The sequence below is a fragment of the Neptuniibacter halophilus genome (genome assembly GCF_030295765.1).
Lineage (GTDB): Bacteria > Pseudomonadota > Gammaproteobacteria > Pseudomonadales > Balneatricaceae > Neptuniibacter > Neptuniibacter halophilus.
In genome coordinates, this window is sequence record NZ_AP027292.1 from 2,595,828 (window position 1) to 2,614,221 (window position 18,394).

Here is an 18,394-nt window from a genome sequence, read left to right on the forward strand (position 1 = left end):
AGCGGAGACCTCCTGTGAATCTGATTCTTGCTTCTGCATCTCCCCGGCGTAAAGAGCTTCTGCGCCAGATCGGAGTGCAATTTAATGTAAAGCCGGTTGATATTTGTGAAGATCTGCAGGAAGGTGAGGAAGCTGAGGCTTATGTCCGGCGGCTGGCACTGGAGAAAGCGGAAGCCGGGCTGGCGCATTGCGGCTCTGATGTGACGGTGCTGGGTTCTGATACTACGGTTGTTGTAGATGGTGAAGTGATGGGCAAGCCCCTTGACCGGGACGATGCCGTCGCCACGTTACAGCGGTTGTCGGGGCGGAGTCATCAGGTGATGACCGCCGTTGCGCTGGTCAGCGCTGAACAAAGTCAGGTGGTTGTAGTCAAAACCGATGTCTGTTTTCGTCAACTGGATACGCAGGAGTGTCTCGATTACTGGGAGACCGGTGAACCTGCGGATAAAGCAGGTGCCTACGGTATTCAGGGGATGGGTGCGGTTTTTGTGGAAAAGATAAAGGGTAGTTATTCAGCGGTTGTTGGATTGCCTTTAGCCGAGACAGCGGCGCTGCTTAAGCAGGCAGGTATACCAATCTGGCATTCTGAGTAGATTTAAGGAAAAGTCATGGGCGAAGAGATACTGATCAACTTTACACCAATGGAAACCCGGGTGGCGGTGATTGAGAACGGAATGCCGCAGGAAGTATATGTTGAGCGGGTTCATCGCCGGGGTATCGTCGGTAACATTTATCAGGGCAAAGTGGTCCGGGTGCTGCCGGGCATGCAGGCAGCATTTGTGGATATCGGTCTGGAGCGTGCTGCGTTCATCCATGTTGAAGACGTTCTGCCGCAGAGTGCGACCCACGAAGAGAAAAATAACACCTCGATTTCGCAGGTGCTGCGGGAAGGGCAGTCGCTGCTGGTGCAGGTGACCAAAGACCCGATCGGGACGAAAGGCGCCCGTCTGACGACTCACCTCTCTCTGCCTTCCCGATATCTGGTCTGCATGCCGGGTAACAGCCATGTGGGCGTTTCTCAGCGGATTGAAGATGTGGAAGAGCGTGACCGTTTGCGCTCGATCATTCAGGATCTGGTTGGAGAGTCCGAAGATGAGCCCTCCGGTTTTATTCTGCGCACCGTCGCGGAAGGTGCCGCAGAAGCGGAACTGAAAGCCGATATCCAGTTTCTTCGCCGGCTCTGGAGTTCCATTAAAAGCAGGATCTCTACCGCCAAAGCGCCGAGTGTGATCTATGAAGACCTGCCCCTGAATATGCGCGCGCTGCGCGATATGGCGCACAGTGGTCTGGAACGGATCCGGATCGATTCCCGTGAAACTTTTCAGAAGGCTGAGGCGTTTGTCCGGGATCTGGTACCTGAAGTGGCGGATACGCTGGAGTATTATCCGGGTGAGCGGCCTATCTTCGATCTGTTTAATGTCGAAGAGGAGATCCAGAAAGCGCTGGGGCGTAAGGTTGAACTCAAGTCCGGCGGTTACCTGATCTTTGACCAGACCGAAGCGATGACCACCGTGGATGTGAATACGGGGGCTTTTGTCGGTCATCGTAATCTGGAAGAAACGATCTTCAAAACCAACCTTGAAGCGGCTACGGCGATCGGTCGGCAGCTTCGGTTGCGTAATCTGGGCGGCATTATCATTATCGATTTTATCGATATGGAAGATCCGGATCACCAGCGTCAGGTGCTGCGCACGCTGGAGCGGGTGCTCGAGCGTGATCACGCTAAGTGTAAGGTCACCGGTGTTTCTGATCTTGGGTTGGTTGAGATGACGCGCAAGCGTACCCGTGAAAGCCTCGAGCAGGTGCTTTGCGATGTTTGCAGCGAGTGTCAGGGGCGGGGGTCTATTAAAACGCCGGAAACCGTCTGTTACGAAATTTTCCGGGAAATTCTGCGTCAGCATCGTGCCTACGATACGGACAGTTATCTGGTACTTGCGGCCCAGCCCGTGGTGGATTATCTGCTGGACGACGCTTCCAACCATGTGGCAGAACTTGAAGCCTTCATCGGTAAAACCATCCGTTTTCAGGTTGAGCCGATGTATAACGCTGAAAGCTTTGACGTTGTGCTGCGTTAGGAAATCACCGTGAAACGTCATGCCCATTCGTTTGTCTGGTTCCTGTTCTGGGGACTGGCGCTGCTGGCTGCACTCTGCGCGGCTGGCCTGCTTGGCTTAAAGCTGCTGATCAATGACCTGTCGAGCTATCGTACTGATATAGAAACCCGTCTGTCGCAAGCGCTGAATGCCGAGGTGCGTATCGCTGAAATTCAGGGGGGCTGGCAGGGTTGGCAGCCGGAGATTCGGCTTCGTGGGCTCTCAGTTACAGGGATTGAGGAGGCTGAAGGGGCGGCGCTGGCGTTGCTGGACGCGGATATGGCGGTTGATCCACAGGCGTCACTAAAGGCGGGTACGCTGGTTTTTTCCCGGTTTGATCTCGATGGGCTTAAATTACGTTACATCCTGCCCGGATCACCTGAATCTGAATCGGCAGAACCGGCACCGGGCAAAGCGCAGGATCATGCTGCCAGCCAGGCTGGCAGCAACCTGCTGGCATTTCTGTTGCAACAGCGTGCACTGAATATTCGCAATACCCGCTTCGAACTGCAGCAGCCGGATGGCGAGACCGTTTCGGTGTCTCCTGTGCAGTTGCAGTTGCAGAATGATGGCTTTATGCGACAGATGAAGATCGGTGCCGAACTGGTGACTGATCGGGGCCGGGCAACGATCAGCTTTGTCGCTGAAGTGGAGGGTAATCCGAGTGAAGATCCGGTTAATTTTTATCTCCAACTCAACGGGCTGGACCAGCAACTGCTGAATCCCTGGTTGGGGCTGGCCGATATTGAGTTGGAGCGGTTTCAGGGCGAGCAGCAGATTTGGGGACGTTCCTATCGGGGTAAACTGGTCTATCTGAACGGTATTACCAGTATCGAGGGTTTCCGCTTTCGTGACTATTCGCTGGATCAGGCGCAATTGCATACCGCTCTGGTGCGCCGTGATCGTGGCTATCAACTGCAGTTGACGGACCTGCGTCTGGATGCTGAGCAGCAGGCTATTGAGCTGCCGCGTATCAGCCTTGATCTGATCCGGCAGGGGCGCAGGATTCAGCCGCTTAAGCTGATGGTAGAGCAACTTGATCTGGATAAGCTCAGCGACTGGCTGGTCCAGCAGCCGGCGATGCCGCCAAAGGTCGCAGAGATTGTGAAGACCCTGTCGCCTCAGGGAGCTTTGCAGAATCTGGCGATAAGCTGGTCTGAGTCCGCTGCGCTGAAAGATTTTAAACTCGAAGCAGATCTCCATGATGTAGGCATTAAGGCCTGGGACGATGTGCCGGAAATTGAAGGCATCAATGGCCTGCTTCAGGCCGATAGCGAGGGTGGACAGATTCATCTGGTCAGCCAGCGCTTTGCGATGCACTACCCGACCCTGTTTGATTACAAATGGCAGTATCAACAGGCAGATGGGGTGATTGGCTGGCGGATGGAGGAGAAAGGGGTTGTGGTTGCCTCACAGCTGCTGCACCTGAAAGATCCGCATGTATCGGCCTCAGGACGTTTCAGCATTTACCTGCCGTTCAGTCGGGATGAGCAGCCGTTGCTGAATCTGCAGATCGGGATGCAGCAGAGCGATGGTCTGCAGGCGAAATACTATATTCCACCGAAAGAGGTCGGTCAGGGAACATACGACTGGCTGGTCAGGGCGATTCAGGGCGGCCGGATCAGGCAGGCCGGGTTTATTCTTAACGGTGTGACCCGTTCACGACTGGATGATTACCAGCTACCTGCGGTACAGATGTTTTTCAATCTGGAACAGGCCAGCTTCGAGTATCAGCCGGGATGGCCGGCGGTGAAGGGGGCGGATGCGTTTGTCTTCTTCCGCAATGGTGAACTGGTGGCAGAAGCAACAGGTGGAAAGCTGTATGACTCGGGTATCGACTTTGCCTGGGTGCACCTGCCGCAGAAAGCTGATCGTTTACTGGTTGCCGGAGCGACCCGCGGTAATGCAGCAGATCTGCAGCGCCTGTTAAGCGAGAGCCCCCTGCGGGAAGAGGTGGGGGATGATCTCAATGTCTGGCAGATGGCGGGAAGCGCCACGACCTTGCTGGATCTGAAGTTACCGCTCTATACCGGGAATATTCAGCCCCGGGTTAAAGTGACCTCGGTGATTCGGGATGGTCGGTTCCGTTCCGAAGTGGACCGGATCGATTTCACTGGAGTGACCGGTCAGGTTAACTTTGATTCGGCCACCGGTTTGTCAGCGGATAAGCTCAGCGCGCGGCTGTTTGAGCAGCCTGTCAGTGCATCGATCAATACCCGGGATAGGAAAACGCAGGTTTATATCGATGGCAGCGTGGAAGCGGATTATCTGCGGCGCTGGCTCGATCTTGAGCTGCTGCGCATTGCATCCGGTCATTTGCCATTTCAGGCGCGTCTCGATCTTTGTCCGGGTAAAACCTGTAACCAACTGGTGATCAACAGCCAGTTGCAGGGTGTTGCGCTGCAGGCCCCGGCGCCTTTGGGCAAAACAGCGAACGAGACCATGGAGTTTTCGCTGGTCAGTGATCTTGGCCGGCAATTCGCCGACAATCGCAGTGCGATACGGCTGAATCTGGGCGGACAGTTACGCGGTGTGCTGGTAACTGAAGGGCAGGCGGTTGAAAGAGCGCGCTTTACCCTCGGCGGCGAGCGCCCGGACCTGCCGGAAGAGCCGGGTATCTGGCTGGATGGTCGTCTGGCAGAGCTGGAGTATGAGCAGCTACAGCAGTTTCTGGTGGGTGCAGGTTTTGTTGCGGCTGAAGGTAAGTCTGATGCACAGTCTACGGATACCGCAGATAGCGGATTAGTTAAACAGATCGATCTGGATATTGGTCGTTTCCGTTTCGGCGATTTCGCGGTTGAGGGCGTCACGGCGTCACTGGCTCCCTTTAACCGGGACTGGTTACTGAGCCTGAAGAGTCAGCAGGTTGTCGGAACTTTATTGTTGCCCGCTGATGATCAGCAGGCTTATCGGGCGGATCTGGCTTATCTGCGCCTGCAAACCCGTGAGGACACAGAGGATACGGCCGCTGAGCCGGCAGAGTCCGGGGAACGGCTGCTGGAGCCTGAGTCTCTGCCGAAGCTGGATTTCAGCGTTAAACGGCTGCAGTACAACGGCAAGCCCATGGGGCAGTGGCAGTTTCAGCTCCGTCCCGGTGAGAGCGGTGCTGAGGTCAGGGATATAAAGGCCGATATCGAAGGCTCAAAGCTGCTGGGGCAGATACGCTGGGATACGCGTGAGCAGGAGCAGTCGGAGCTGACCCTGAAGCTGACCGGGGACGATTTTGGTCGGGTTCTGGATCTGTGGGGAATATCGGACACACTGGAAACTAAAAGTCTGGATGCCTATCTGCAACTGGCATGGCCCGGTGCACCCTGGCAGTTCGGGCTGTCCGGTGCGGCTGGAGAGCTCCAGTTTACCGCGGGGCAGGGGCGTCTGCTGGATGTGGGCAATTCCGGTAACTTCCTCAGGGTGTTTGGTATTCTCAATCTATCATCACTGGGGCGTCGCCTGAAACTGGATTTCAGCGACCTGCTGAAAACCGGTGTCGCGTTCGACCAGATGAAAGCCAGTTATAACATCAGTAAAGGGATCGCCCGAACCCGTGATGATTTCGTTATGACCGGGCCCTCTGCCAACCTTGTGATGCGCGGGTCTCTGGATCTGGTGAACGAAACGGTAGATAAAGATATCGAGGTGGCCTTGCCGGTTACCGGCAATATTCCTCTGGTCAGTGTACTGCTGGGGGCGCCTCAGGTAGCCGGAGCGGTGTTCCTGTTTGATAAGCTGGTGGGGGATCCGCTGGCGAAATTTACCACGGTGAAATATCACCTCTCAGGGGATTGGGGCAATCCGGAAGTGGAGCTGTTCAGTGACAAGGCTAAAAGCAAAACTGAAACAGCGAAACCATCGAATCTTCTTGATCAGGAGATCAATCAGTAATGGCGAAAGTAGCGGTTGCACAGATGCTCTCGGGTACCGATCTGGCGCAGAATCTGGCTCAGGTACGTGAGTTAACGGAGGCGGCGAGTGTTGCTGGTGCCTCAATGGTCTTGCTGCCGGAGAATCTGGCAATGCTCGATTCCCGGGCGCTGATTGGATTGGCCCGGGATGAGTCCCGTCAGCCAAAGGTCACCGCAACGCTTTCGGCGCTGGCCGCCGAGTTCGGTATCTGGCTGGTGGCGGGCAGTGTGCCACTGCTATGTCAGCGCGACGGCTGTGAAGATAAAGTGTTTGCCAGTTGTCTGGTATATGACGATCAGGGTCGGGAGCAGGCCCGTTATGACAAAATTCATCTGTTTGATGTGGATGTGGCCGATGCTCATGCCGCTTACCGTGAATCAGATTTTATCCAGCACGGTGATACGCTGAAAGTAGTGGATACCCCCTTGGGGCGGCTTGGCCTGACAATTTGCTACGATCTGCGTTTTCCTGAACAGTTTCAGCGCTTACGTGAGATGGGTGCCGAGTTGATCAGCGTTCCGGCCGCTTTTACTTATGTGACAGGTGAAGCCCACTGGGAGGTACTGTTACGTGCGCGGGCGATCGAAACCCAATGCTATCTGCTGGCACCGAATCAGGGAGGCGAGCATACGCCGACCCGTTCAAGCTGGGGCCATTCTATGATTGTTGATGCCTGGGGAGAGGTGCTGGCAGAGCGATCTGAAGCGGGGCCGGGACTGGTCTTTGCGGAGATCGACCTGAAGGCGCTCGAGCGGCGCCGTCAGGCGATGCCGGTGCAGCTGCACCGGCAGCAAGCCGGGTTTTAAACCTCAGCGATATCGCGCAGATATTTAAACAATTTGCGCGCGGAAGCCGGTGGTTTCTCCTGCTGTTGCTCCTTCTGTGCGTTTCGGATCAACTGGCGCAGGTGCTGGACATCGGCACTCGGGTGCTCGTTTATATAGGCCTGCAGGGCGCTGTTTCCCTCGTTGATCAGGCGGTCACGCCATTGTTCGAGACGGTGGAATACCTGTGTGTGGGCCTGATGACCGGCCTCAAACAGGCCTATTCCCTGTTCGATCTGTTCCGCATCTTCGTTACGCATGACCTTGCCGATATACTGCAGATGGCGTTTACGCGCACCGTTGGATTTGATCCGGTGAAACTCTTCAATTGCGTTATGCAGCGTATCGCTGAGTTCCAGTTTACCTAGTTGATCTTTGTTCAGCCGGGTCAGTCGCTCACCCAGTTCCTGCAGGGCGTGCATCTGCCGCTTTACTTCGGTTTTGCTGGGCCAGTGTTCATCAAACCCTTCCGGGTTGCTGTCAAATTCTTCGTTATTGCTCATGTGCTGCCTCAGGCATAAAAAATGGTGGCCAGGCCGAGAAAGGCAAAGAAGCCGACCACATCAGTAATCGTTGTCAAAAGTACGCTGCCGGCCAGTGCCGGATCGATGCCCATGGATTTCAGGCTGATCGGCAGCAGGGTGCCGGCTATAGCGCCCGCAACCAGATTGATCACTATCGCCAGGGCGATAATGATGCCGATGTTCATATCCTGGAACCAGATAACCGCGACTACGGCGATGACCAGAGCCCAGAGCAGGCCGTTCATGGCGCCGACGATGATCTCACGGTTCAGCAGCCAGCCGGCGTTAGATTTTTCTACATGGCCCAGAGCCTGCCCCCTGATAACCAGCGTCAGGGTCTGGGAGCCGGCAATGCCGCCCATCGAGGCGACGATCGGCATCAGAACCGCCAGTGCCACGACTTTTTCGATGGTCTCCTCAAACAGGCCAATGACAGCGGATGCGATAAAGGCTGTCAGCAGGTTGATCCCGAGCCAGAGTGCCCGGCGGCGGGTGGTTTTCATGACCGGGGCAAAGGTATCTTCATCTTCGTCCAGACCGGCCATGCTCATCAGTGAGTGGTCGGCATCTTCACGGATCACATCAACCACGTCATCGATGGTGATACGGCCGAGCAGTTTGCCCTTGTTATCGACCACCGGGGCGGAGACCAGGTCGTGCTCTTCAAACAGCTTTGCCACTTCATCATCGGGCATGCTGGCGTTGATCGGCTCGATATCGGTATTCATGATCTCGCGGATGGTGATCGCAGGATCGGAGACCAGAAGTTTAGTCAGCGGTAGCAGGCCGATATAGGAATCTTTACGACTTACCACCACCAGACTGTCGGTCATCTCCGGAATCTCATTATGACGGCGGATATAACGCAGTGTTGTCTCAACGGTGATGTCAGGACGGATGGTGGTGGTATCCGTGTTCATCAGACCGCCGGCGGTATCTTCCGGGTAGGACAGCAGTTTCTCGACCCGACGCCGGTTCTGCTTGTCCATGATCCGCAGGGTTTCTTTCATCACCCGGTTAGGCAATTGCTGCAGAACGTCGACCATATCATCCGAATCGAGGGATTCGGTCAGGGCGAGTACCTCTTCTGAGTTCATCCGGCTGAGGATGTCAGCCTGAATGTCATCGGCCAGGTGTTGCAGTACCTCCGCTTCCAGATCGTGCGAGATAAGGTTCCACAGAATCTGACGCTCTTTTGGCGGTGACTTCTCTATCAGCCGGGCCACTTCTGTTGGACGCAGGGTATGGTTGAGGGTGAAGCGGATCTGGCGGAACTCACCGCTGTCCAGTGCTTCACTCAGCTTATCCAGATGTGATTTGGTCTCTGTCTGCGCCATAGCGTGCGTCACATGTACGATTGGAGGGGTGGAGTGCCGGAAATGCGCCGGCGGGTCGACAGGTCAATTATAGCGAATTGTCAGGTCTGGGATAACCCGATGATAAGTAATAATTATTTACTCATCTTCGTCGAAGCGGTTGTTGATAAGCTGTTCGATCGCGTCCAGAGCGGCCTGTTCATCGCTACCGTCGGCGCGAATGGTCAGGCTGGTACCTTTGCTGGCGGCCAGCATCATCACCGACATAATGCTTTTACCGTCCACCTCGCGACCATCTTTACCCAGCGTGATGGCTGAGGAGAAACGGGAGGTAACACCAATGAGTTTGGCGGCTGCGCGAGCGTGCAGACCCAGTTTGTTGATGATGAGTAGTTCTTTTTCCTGCATCCTGATTAACTCAGCTCCCGGTGACGTACCTGAACATTATCCATATGTTTGGAGAAATGAGAAGCTAACTGTTCACAGATAAAGACTGAGCGGTGCTGACCACCAGTGCAGCCGATGCCGATGGTGATATAGCTGCGGTTATTTTCGCCGAAGCGGGGCAGCCAGCGCTCCAGAAAGGTGGTGATATCTGCGATCATTTCGCCAACCTCAGGCGAGTTGCCCAGGAACTCCTGAATCGGCTTTTCGCGACCGGTGAACCGGCGCAGTTCCGGGATCCAGTGCGGATTGGGCAGCGCACGGACATCGTAGACAAAATCCACATCCAGCGGCACGCCGTGCTTAAAACCGAAAGATTCAAACTGCACCGAAAGGGTCTGTTCTTTGCGTTGAGCGACCCTGAGTTTAACCGTATCCCGCAGTTCGTAGAGTGACAGCCGTGTAGTGTCAATGCGGATGTCGGCCATACTGGCGATCGGTTCCAGCAGCTCCGATTCGGACTGAATCGATTGCTGCAGGTTTTTATTCTCATCTGAAAGGGGGTGTTTGCGCCGGGTCGAACTGTAGCGTTTAATCAGGGTGGCTTCAGAGGAATCCAGATAGATCACCTCATAATCCGCCCAGTGTTCAGCTCTGAGTTGTTGCAGTATCTCAGGAAATCGCGACAGGTTACTCAGCAGATTGCGGGCATCAATACTGACCGCAATCTGATTCGGATGGCTGGGGTCGCTGCTCATCTGCTGCACCAGATCGGGCAGCAGCATTGCTGGCAGGTTATCAATACAGTAGAAGCCGATATCTTCTAAAGCTTGCAGTGCGGTACTTTTACCCGAGCCCGATCGGCCACTTATCACAACCAGCTTCATGACATCTGCCCCTAACTGCTGAGTCGGTTAACGGTCTCAAACAGGTCCTTGTCGTTCTGAACCTCGCGCAATGCTGCGCGAACCTCTTCCTGACTGAACAGCTCGGCGATGGAGGCCAGTGTCTGCAGGTGTTCGGAGGTGGCATCCTCCGGCACAACCAGTGCAAACAACAGGTCAACCGGCTTGCTGTCGATCGCATCAAAATCAACCGCTGCATCCAGCTTAATCAGGAAGCCGATGGCATCCTGACAGTCAGCAAGGCGACAGTGGGGGATAGCAACGCCATCACCAATACCGGTACTGCCCAGCTTTTCACGGCCGTGCAATCCATTGAATATACTGCTGCTATCCAGCTCCGGATGCTGCTCAGCGATCTGCTCAGCGATGACTTCCAGAATACGTTTTTTACTGCCGCCCTCAAGACCGCAAAGGGTGCTTGAGGGGGTCAGGAGTTCATTGACCTGCATAGTGTGTTAAAGCGTGGGCCTATTTGTGGGTTTTCATTTTTTCTTTATGCTTGATCACCTGACGGTCGAGCTTATCAGTCAGGCCGTCGATCGCCGCATACATATCTTCGTGCTCGTGAGTGGCAAACAGCTGTGCGCCGGAGACGTGCATCTCAGCTTCAGCTTTCTGACGCTGCTTTTCTACGCTGAGAGTTACCTGAACGTTGGTGATGTTGTCAAAATGGCGTTCGATCTTCTGCAGCTTTTCAAGCACATAGTTCTGCATGGAATCGGTCAGTTCAACATGGTGTCCGGTGATATTGATCTGCATAGGTCTCTCCTACTGAATGCTGACGAGACTTAGTCAGCGTGCATGTGTTGTTATTATTAAACCAGACGCTTTCGCTCATTAGAAGGTGGTATGCCCATCGCTTCTCGATATTTTGCGATCGTACGTCTGGCGACTTTAAAGCCCTGTTCATCCAGGAACTGGGCGATCTTGTTATCACTCAACGGCTTGGCGGCATTTTCAGAGGCCACCATTTTCTTAATCAGCGCACGGATGGCGGTCGAAGAGGCCGCTCCACCGGTGGCTGTACTGATATGGCTGGAGAAGAAGTACTTCAGCTCAAAGATACCCCGGGGGGTGTGCATAAATTTCTGCGTGGTAACGCGGGAGATGGTGGATTCATGCATCTCGACCGCTTCGGCAATATCGTGCAACACCATGGGTTTCATACCCTCTTCACCGTGATCCAGAAAGCCGGACTGACGTCGGACAATCTCATTGGAAACCTTGAGCAGGGTTTCATTCCGGCTCTGCAGGCTTTTGATGAACCAGCGGGCTTCCTGCAAGTGATTTTTCAGATAGGTGTTGTCGGAGCTGTTATCTGCGCGTTTTACCAGACCGGCGTAACCGGCGTTGATCCGCAGTTTAGGAGATACTTCCGGATTCAGGTTGACTGTCCAGACGCCCCGTTCCTTAGTGACGATAACATCAGGAATGACATATTCTGCAGTGCTCTGGCTGATACTGGCGCCGGGTTTCGGATTCAGCCCCTGAATCAGTTGAATAACCTGCTGCAACTGGGGTTCACGCAAACGGGTTTTGCGCATCAACTGGCGGTAGTCGTGGGTGCCCAGCAGTTTGATATATTGCTGGGCGACTTTGATCGCTTCATTGCGCCACGGGGTTTCAGCCGGTAGCTGGCTCAGTTGAATGCTGAGGCATTCGCTGAGATCGCGACAGGCAACACCGGCGGGATCGAATTGCTGGATACGGTGCAGTACCGCTTCCACTTCATCCAGTTCCAGCTCGGCGAACTGCTCATCCTCTTCGGTCTGGAAGTGTTCGAGAATCTCTTCAAGACTGATGGTCAGGTAACCGTCGGGATCGATGCCATCGATGATGCTGGTGGCGATCAGACGATCCATGTCACTCATGGGCGTGAGGTTGAGCTGCCAGTGCAGATGATCCTGCAGGGTCTCTTCGGCGGTGTCATTGGATTCGAAACTGTCGAGATCCTCTTTGCTCAGGCTGGGCGTGGAGGACTGGAAGGTGTCTTCCCAACTGCTGTCTGTAGAGAGTTCATCCGGGATGCTCTCGTTCCAGTTATCTTCGGCAGCCGGACTGTCGTCATAGTCATTATCGCTGTTACTGCTTTCCCCGGCACTGATCTCAGTGGTCTCAGTCTGGTTGTCGGATTCGTTGTTGCTTGTATCCTGTCCATGATCTTCATCGGATACATCCAGCATGGGGTTGCTTTCAAGCGCTTCCTGAATCTCCTGCTGAAGGTCCAGCGTGGATAGCTGCAACAGACGGATTGCCTGCTGAAGCTGAGGGGTCATGGTGAGCTGTTGCCCAATTTTTAGATGGAGCGCTTGTTTCATAATACGACGGTCTTAACTCCTGATAGCCAGATAGATTATGGCCGGGTTACAGGGAAAACTGTTCGCCAAGATAGGCGTTCTTAACAGCCTGATTGGCCAAAATCTCGTTCGGCTTGCCTGTGGCAAGTATAGTGCCTTCACTGACGATATAGGCTCTTTCGCAAATATCCAAGGTCTCGCGCACATTATGATCGGTAATCAGAATGCCGATGCCACGGGATTGCAGGTGGCGAATGGTCTGCTTGATGTCGTTAACCGAAATCGGGTCGACCCCGGCAAACGGCTCATCCAGCAAAATAAAGTCAGGCTCGGTGGCCAGTGCGCGGGCGATCTCTACCCGGCGTCGTTCACCGCCGGAGAGGCTCATACCCAGACTGTCACGGATGTGGGTGATATGAAACTCTTCCAGCAATTCCTGCATCTTTTCAGTTGCACCGGCCTTGTCGAGATCCGCTCGGGTTTCGAGAATAGCCAGCAGATTATCTTTGACCGACATCTTGCGGAAGATGGAGGCCTCCTGAGGCAGGTAGCCGATTCCCTGGCGCGCGCGGCCATGCATCGGCAGTGATGTAATATCCTGATCGCCAATGCTGACGCGCCCGCGATCGGCCTGTACCAGCCCGACAATCATGTAAAAACAGGTCGTTTTGCCGGCACCGTTGGGCCCCAGCAGGCCTACGATTTCGCCATTGTTGATCTGCAGGGAAACATCTTTAACAACCTCGCGCCCTTTATAGCGCTTAGCCAGGTTATGGGCTTCTAGTAAGCTCATCTATCAGTTGGCCTTATTCTTTTTCTTTGGCTGGATCACCATGTTAACCCGGCCGGAACTCTGTTCGTTACTGTCCTGACTGCCGAAAGCGTTAACGATAGAGCGGGTCAGGTCGTAGATGATCTTTTCGCCGGTAAAGGTATCCTGCTCCTGAATCACTTTAGCCTGCTGGGTGATGGTCAGTTTTTCAATATCGACTTCGTAAACCATGTGCAGGCCCCAGGCGTCACTGTAAGGGTCTTCGGCGGTAGGTTTCTGGCGGAAGTGCGCAGGGGCGCCTTTGGCGATCAGTTTGTCGATGCCCTCGTCACCGCGGTACATATCAACATGGTCGGCTTCGATCAGCATCGTGCCCTGAGTGATGACCACATCGCCGATATAGGTCGTAATACCGGTTTTGTCATCAATCCGTGCTTTGTTGGCTGTGATGTGAATAGGCTGGTCACGGTCTTCCGGCAGCGCGGAGGCCTGGAACGCAGTCAGGGTCAGCAGAGCGGTCAGCGCGGTGGCGAATTTAGTTAGCATTGTTGTGAGTTCCTTCTACCTGAGAGTGCAGATTCATGACGCGGCTGTTGAACTCCACGTCCATGCCTACACCCTGGAGAATACTGTTTGCCGATTCTATGGTCACGGGGAGATCGGTTTCGGCCCGGTCCAACTGGTGGAAAATAGCCAGTTGCTCGGTTTTCAGGATCGTTGCCGTGGGCGTATCCGGATTATCATGAACTCTGACATCGCCTGCAAGGTCTGTGCGGCTGTTATCATCCAGGCTGACCCCTTTGTTGGCAGTGACGCGTACCCGGCTGCCATCCTCTCGGTAACTGAGGGTTTTCGGTTGTTGCAGATGGCTGGCCTGTTCCGCAGGGTAGTGCTCCAGACGGATGGTGCTGAGCTGGCGTTGCAGTTGCCCTTCGCTCTGCCATTCGCGCAGTTTGCCCTGATCGATGAAGTAGTCCATCTGGTCGGTCAGGGGAGCGCGGCTGACGCTTTCCTGAGGGCTGTCCGAAATCCCCCAGTAAAGCAGTACCGGCACCAGTATCAGCGCGGCGAGAATCAGTCGGAGGCGGTTGGCTAAATCAAACATCAGAGGTACTGACTATGCAGTGCTTCGAGTTTGTTCTGCGCTGCCAGAATGGCTTCGCAGAATTCACGGCCCGCACCTTCACCGCCACGGCGCTCAGTGCACCAGTCTGCGTGCTCTTTTACCAGCGGGTGGCCATTGGGTACGCAGGCGCCAAAGGCGCAGTGGCGGATTGCTGCCAGATCGGGCAGGTCATCGCCGATATAAGCGGTCGTTTCAGCGTGGTGGGAGGTTTGCTCCCACAGCTCCTGCAGGGCTGTGAGTTTGTCTTCACGGCCCTGATAGAGGTAAGTAATGCCGAGGGATTTGGCCCGCAGCGCAACCTGGTTAGAACTGCGTCCGGTAATGATAGCGGTTTCGATACCGGCTTCATGCAGAAGTTTGATGCCCAGCCCGTCGAGGGTGTTGAATTGTTTCACCTCCTGCCCGTTGGGCAGGAACAGCAGTTGTCCGCTGGTGAGGATGCCATCAACATCGAACACCGCCAGGCTGATTTTTTGCATGCGTCGCGCCAGTGACGCGGTTACAGGGATATTCATCAGATGACTCCGGCTTTCAGCAGGTCATGCATATTCAGTGCGCCGACCGGACGATTATCGGCGTCTGTCACGATCAGGGCGTTAATTTTCCGGCTTTCCATGATCTGCAGGCATTCTGCTGCCAGCATATCGCCGGTTACGGTGGTCCCGTTTGGCGTCATAACGCTGTCGATCACGGTGTTCTGCAGATCCAGATTCTGATCCAGTGAACGACGCAGGTCACCGTCGGTAAAGATCCCCAGCAGGCAACCCCGGTTATCAACGATGGTGGTCATGCCGAGCCGCTTGCGTGTTACTTCCAGCAGGGCATCTTTCAGCAGGGTGCCACTTTCGACCCGGGGTACTTCGCTGTCTGCATGCATGATATCGCTGACTTTGAGCAGCAGACGGCGACCCAGACTGCCGCCGGGATGTGAAAAAGCGAAATCTTCGGCGCTGAAGCCGCGGGCTTCCAGCAGGGCAATGGCCAGCGCATCGCCCAGTACCAGTTGTGCGGTGGTGCTGGAGGTGGGCGCCAGACCCAGTGGGCAGGCTTCCCGTTCGATGGCGATATGCAGGTCGGCATCAGCGGCCTGAGACAGGGTCGAGCCGGCATTTGCGGTGATGCTGATCAGTGGTGTTTTCATCCGCTTCAGCAGCGGAATAATGGTCACCACCTCTGAGGTTTCGCCGGAGTTGGAGAGGGCGATCACCACATCTTGTGGGGTGATCATGCCCAGATCGCCATGGCTGGCTTCCCCCGGATGAACAAAAAACGAAGGGGTGCCGGTGCTGGCCAGTGTGGCGGCGATTTTCTTGCCGATATGACCTGATTTACCCATGCCGGTAACGATGACGCGGCCACTGCAGTTAAGCATCAGTTGGCAGGCGTCGGTAAAACTCTGGTTCAGATGTTGCAGAAGTTCTGCAACCGCCTCCGCTTCCAGTTGAATGGTGCGTCGGGCTGAGCTGAGGAAATCCGGGTTTGTCATAAGAGAATCGGTGCCTTCAGTTTGACAGAGTCATAGTGTATAGCAGGAACAGATAGGCTGCATAGGCAAGGGCCAGCAGCGATCCTTCAAAGCGGTCAATGGCCGGGGGCTTGCGCCACAGGGCAAAGCCGAGCAGTGCCAGAGTCAGACCGAGCATCACCATGTAGTCACGCTGCAGTACGATTGCTTCCATACCGATCGGTGAGATCAGACCGGGCAGGGCCATCACGGCAACCAGGTTGAATATGTTTGAGCCAACCACGTTACCAATAGCGATGTCGTGGTGGTTTTTCATAGCGCTGGCAACCGAAGCGGCCAGTTCCGGCAGGCTGGTGCCAATGGCGACGATGGTCAGGCCGATGACCAGTTTGCTGACACCCATTGCCAGAGCAATCTCGGTTGCGCCCCAGACCAGCATCCGGGAGCTGATGGCGAGGATGACCAGACCGGCAAGCAGCCAGAAGATCGCCTTGCGGGTTGCGAGATTGGGAAGCTCCTCTTCCTCTTCGGCCAGTTCATCCTGCGGCGCGTTCTTCTGGAAACGGTTAAACAGGTAAAGGCAGACGATGAGAGCGCAGAGCAGGATTACGCCATCAACCCGGCTCAGCTCCAGATTAAACAGCAGCAGGCCGGCCAGCAGGGTCACCCCCAACAGCAAAGGCAGCTCTTTTTTGAGTACGCCGGATTTAACCGGCAGTGGTGCGATCAGGGCAGTAATGCCCAGTACCAGAGCGATATTGGCAATATTGGAGCCCAGCGCATTGCCGATGGCGAGATCACCGGCTCCGGAGGTGGCAGCCATAATGGAAACAAGGATTTCAGGTGCAGAGGTGCCAAATGAAACGATGGTCAGGCCAATCAGCATAGGTGACATGCCGAAATTTTTGGCGGTGGCAGCGGCACCGATAACAAAGCGGTCGGCGCTCCAGACTAATAAAATCAAGCCTGCAACGAGTGCCAGAATCGGATAAAGCATAGAGTTAATATGTTCCTGTTTATGAGAAGCCCGCTATTAAAGCAGAATGCGGGTTGTGTTTGAATCAGGGAGTGCTGTGAAGAGGGAAATATTCCTGTTTTTAGATCGAAATGGTATAGTTGCCCCCCCTGAATCGGGCTGACCCTGTTTAGGGGTATGGATTGGGCCTGTTTACTCTTCGAGAAATGGAATCTTATGAATCATTTTGATGATGTTGTCATCGATATTCAGCAACTGAGCTTTTATCGTGGTGATCGTCCTATCTATAAGGACGTCGACATCAAGATCCCACGCGGAAAAATTACCGCCATTATGGGGCCTTCGGGTACCGGTAAGACCACGCTGCTGAAGCTGATTGGTGGTCAGTTGCGCCCTGAGGCGGGTTCCATTCTGGTGGATGGCAGTGATATTCCGACCCTGGGCCGGAGTGAACTGTTCAGTATTCGCGAACGTATGGGCATGTTGTTCCAGAGTGGTGCGCTGTTTACTGACATGAGCGTGTTTGAAAATGTTGCGTTTCCGATCCGGGTTCACACCGAACTGCCGGAAGATATGATCCGCGATATTGTCCTGATGAAGCTTCACGCAGTGGGTCTGCGTGGTGCGCATAAGCTGATGCCAAGTGAGCTGTCCGGTGGTATGGCGCGACGTGTGGCGCTGGCCAGAGCGATCGCGCTGGATCCTGATATTGTGATGTATGATGAGCCGTTTACCGGTCAGGATCCTATCGCCATGGGCGTCCTGGTTAATCTGATTAAACTTCTCAATACCTCGCTGGGTCATACCAGTATTATCGTCTCCCATGATATTCAGGAAACACTGGGTATCGCGGATTACATCTATCTGATCGCCGACTCAAAAGTGATTGCCCATGGTACACCGCAGGAGTTGCGCGAGGTGGAGTCAGCGCAGGTGAAACAGTTTATGCACGGTCTGCCGGATGGTCCGGTGCCGTTCCATTTTCCTGCCGGAAACTATGTAGATGACCTGCTTCAGGGGGGTGTTTAGTGGATAAGCTTGCCTTACTGGGGCGTCTGGGTCTGGATAAGCTGGGGGCGTTTGGTCGCTCCGGTATGATTTTGTTCCAGTCGCTGGTGGCGAAGCCGCAGCCGCTGGTGATGCTGCCGCTACTGGTTCAGCAGATCTATTTCGTCGGTGTCCTGTCACTGATTATTATTGTGGTTTCGGGCCTGTTTATCGGCATGGTGCTGGGATTGCAGGGTTATACCATTCTGGTGGACTATGGTTCTGAGCAGGCGGTGGGCCAGATGGTGGCTTTGAGTCTGGTCAGGGAGCTGGCGCCGGTGGTCACGGCGCTGCTGTTTGCCGGGCGGGCCGGTTCTGCCTTGACCGCAGAGATTGGATTGATGAAGGCAACTGAGCAGTTGTCGAGTCTGGAGATGATCGGTGTCGATCCGTTGCGACGGATTATTGCGCCACGATTCTGGGCTGGCTTTATCTGTTTGCCGGTGCTTTCGGCCGTTTTTGCCATGGTGGGTATATACGGCGGTGCGCTGGTCAGTATCGACTGGCTGGGAATCTATGAGGGTTCCTTCTGGGCGAATATGCAGAATTCAGTAGACTTTGCTGATGATGTGATGAACGGCCTGATAAAAGCCGTGGTGTTTGGTTTTGTCGTGACCTGGATTGCCGTATTCCAGGGCTATGACTGTATTCCGACCTCAGAGGGGATCAGCCAGGCAACGACCAAAACCGTGGTCTACTCGTCTCTGGCGGTGTTAGGTCTGGATTTCATTCTTACAGCTGTAATGTTTGGAGAGCTTTAAT

Annotated in this window: 19 protein-coding genes; 6 read left to right on the plus strand and 13 right to left on the minus strand. The window is 54.7% G+C overall.

Annotated features, from left to right (window positions below; translation table 11 throughout):
- The first annotated feature begins 14 nt into the window (after nucleotides 1-14).
- Genes QUD59_RS12060 through QUD59_RS12075 form a run of 4 tightly spaced genes read left to right on the plus strand, consistent with a single transcriptional unit; the run spans nucleotide 15 to nucleotide 6,802 of the window.
- On the plus strand, nucleotides 15-593 hold the full coding sequence (locus tag QUD59_RS12060; protein WP_286237279.1) for a Maf family protein: 579 nt from the start codon (nucleotides 15-17) through the stop codon (nucleotides 591-593).
- A 15-nt stretch (nucleotides 594-608) separates the two neighbouring features.
- On the plus strand, nucleotides 609-2,075 hold the full coding sequence (rng, locus tag QUD59_RS12065; protein ID WP_286237280.1) for a ribonuclease G: 1,467 nt from the start codon (nucleotides 609-611) through the stop codon (nucleotides 2,073-2,075).
- 9 nt (nucleotides 2,076-2,084) lie between these two features.
- A complete protein-coding gene (locus QUD59_RS12070) occupies nucleotides 2,085-5,975 on the plus strand; it encodes a YhdP family protein (protein WP_286237282.1) in 3,891 nt (1,296 codons plus the stop codon).
- Nucleotides 5,975-6,802: a carbon-nitrogen hydrolase family protein gene (locus tag QUD59_RS12075; RefSeq protein ID WP_286237283.1), complete on the plus strand. Its 828-nt coding sequence runs from the start codon at nucleotides 5,975-5,977 to the stop codon at nucleotides 6,800-6,802. The genes QUD59_RS12070 and QUD59_RS12075 overlap by 1 nt, the downstream gene beginning before the upstream one ends.
- Here the strand turns inward: QUD59_RS12075 and yjgA are convergent.
- The 13 genes from yjgA to QUD59_RS12140 all read right to left on the minus strand — a co-directional run bounded on the left by yjgA (nucleotide 6,799) and on the right by QUD59_RS12140 (nucleotide 16,606).
- Complete coding sequence (gene yjgA / locus QUD59_RS12080; protein WP_286237285.1) at nucleotides 6,799-7,323, minus strand: ribosome biogenesis factor YjgA; 525 nt, start codon at nucleotides 7,321-7,323, stop codon at nucleotides 6,799-6,801. The genes QUD59_RS12075 and yjgA overlap by 4 nt on opposite strands.
- A gap of 8 nt (nucleotides 7,324-7,331) precedes the next feature.
- The gene (mgtE, locus tag QUD59_RS12085; RefSeq protein ID WP_286237287.1) at nucleotides 7,332-8,681 is read right to left on the minus strand and encodes a magnesium transporter; all 1,350 of its coding nucleotides are present in this window, start codon (nucleotides 8,679-8,681) and stop codon (nucleotides 7,332-7,334) included.
- A 117-nt stretch (nucleotides 8,682-8,798) separates the two neighbouring features.
- Complete coding sequence (locus tag QUD59_RS12090; RefSeq protein WP_286237288.1) at nucleotides 8,799-9,068, minus strand: HPr family phosphocarrier protein; 270 nt, start codon at nucleotides 9,066-9,068, stop codon at nucleotides 8,799-8,801.
- Between the two features lie 5 nt (nucleotides 9,069-9,073).
- A complete protein-coding gene (gene rapZ, locus QUD59_RS12095; protein ID WP_286237289.1) occupies nucleotides 9,074-9,931 on the minus strand; it encodes an RNase adapter RapZ in 858 nt (285 codons plus the stop codon).
- Between the two features lie 11 nt (nucleotides 9,932-9,942).
- On the minus strand, nucleotides 9,943-10,398 hold the full coding sequence (ptsN, locus tag QUD59_RS12100; RefSeq protein WP_286237291.1) for a PTS IIA-like nitrogen regulatory protein PtsN: 456 nt from the start codon (nucleotides 10,396-10,398) through the stop codon (nucleotides 9,943-9,945).
- Between the two features lie 19 nt (nucleotides 10,399-10,417).
- Complete coding sequence (hpf, locus tag QUD59_RS12105) at nucleotides 10,418-10,708, minus strand: ribosome hibernation-promoting factor, HPF/YfiA family (RefSeq protein ID WP_286237292.1); 291 nt, start codon at nucleotides 10,706-10,708, stop codon at nucleotides 10,418-10,420.
- A gap of 56 nt (nucleotides 10,709-10,764) precedes the next feature.
- Nucleotides 10,765-12,267 (minus strand): RNA polymerase factor sigma-54, encoded by a 1,503-nt coding sequence (locus QUD59_RS12110; RefSeq protein WP_286237293.1) that lies wholly within the window; start codon nucleotides 12,265-12,267, stop codon nucleotides 10,765-10,767.
- A gap of 46 nt (nucleotides 12,268-12,313) precedes the next feature.
- Complete coding sequence (lptB, locus tag QUD59_RS12115; RefSeq protein ID WP_286237294.1) at nucleotides 12,314-13,039, minus strand: LPS export ABC transporter ATP-binding protein; 726 nt, start codon at nucleotides 13,037-13,039, stop codon at nucleotides 12,314-12,316.
- A 3-nt stretch (nucleotides 13,040-13,042) separates the two neighbouring features.
- The gene (gene lptA / locus QUD59_RS12120) at nucleotides 13,043-13,564 is read right to left on the minus strand and encodes a lipopolysaccharide transport periplasmic protein LptA (protein WP_286237295.1); all 522 of its coding nucleotides are present in this window, start codon (nucleotides 13,562-13,564) and stop codon (nucleotides 13,043-13,045) included.
- Nucleotides 13,554-14,123, minus strand: coding sequence for an LPS export ABC transporter periplasmic protein LptC (gene lptC, locus QUD59_RS12125; protein WP_286237297.1), 570 nt, complete (start codon nucleotides 14,121-14,123; stop codon nucleotides 13,554-13,556). Before lptC ends, lptA begins: the two co-directional genes overlap by 11 nt.
- Nucleotides 14,123-14,659: a KdsC family phosphatase gene (locus tag QUD59_RS12130; RefSeq protein WP_286237299.1), complete on the minus strand. Its 537-nt coding sequence runs from the start codon at nucleotides 14,657-14,659 to the stop codon at nucleotides 14,123-14,125. The genes lptC and QUD59_RS12130 overlap by 1 nt, the downstream gene beginning before the upstream one ends.
- Nucleotides 14,659-15,630, minus strand: a complete 972-nt coding sequence (locus QUD59_RS12135; RefSeq protein ID WP_286237300.1) for a KpsF/GutQ family sugar-phosphate isomerase — start codon at nucleotides 15,628-15,630, stop codon at nucleotides 14,659-14,661. Before QUD59_RS12135 ends, QUD59_RS12130 begins: the two co-directional genes overlap by 1 nt.
- Nucleotides 15,631-15,646: 16 nt before the next feature.
- Nucleotides 15,647-16,606, minus strand: coding sequence for a calcium/sodium antiporter (locus QUD59_RS12140; protein ID WP_286237302.1), 960 nt, complete (start codon nucleotides 16,604-16,606; stop codon nucleotides 15,647-15,649).
- Nucleotides 16,607-16,801: 195 nt separating this feature from the next.
- Between QUD59_RS12140 and QUD59_RS12145 the strand changes: the two genes are divergently transcribed.
- The gene (locus tag QUD59_RS12145) at nucleotides 16,802-17,614 is read left to right on the plus strand and encodes an ATP-binding cassette domain-containing protein (RefSeq protein ID WP_286237303.1); all 813 of its coding nucleotides are present in this window, start codon (nucleotides 16,802-16,804) and stop codon (nucleotides 17,612-17,614) included.
- Nucleotides 17,614-18,393, plus strand: a complete 780-nt coding sequence (gene mlaE / locus QUD59_RS12150; protein WP_286237305.1) for a lipid asymmetry maintenance ABC transporter permease subunit MlaE — start codon at nucleotides 17,614-17,616, stop codon at nucleotides 18,391-18,393. The genes QUD59_RS12145 and mlaE overlap by 1 nt, the downstream gene beginning before the upstream one ends.
- The last annotated feature ends 1 nt before the right edge of the window (nucleotide 18,394 follow it).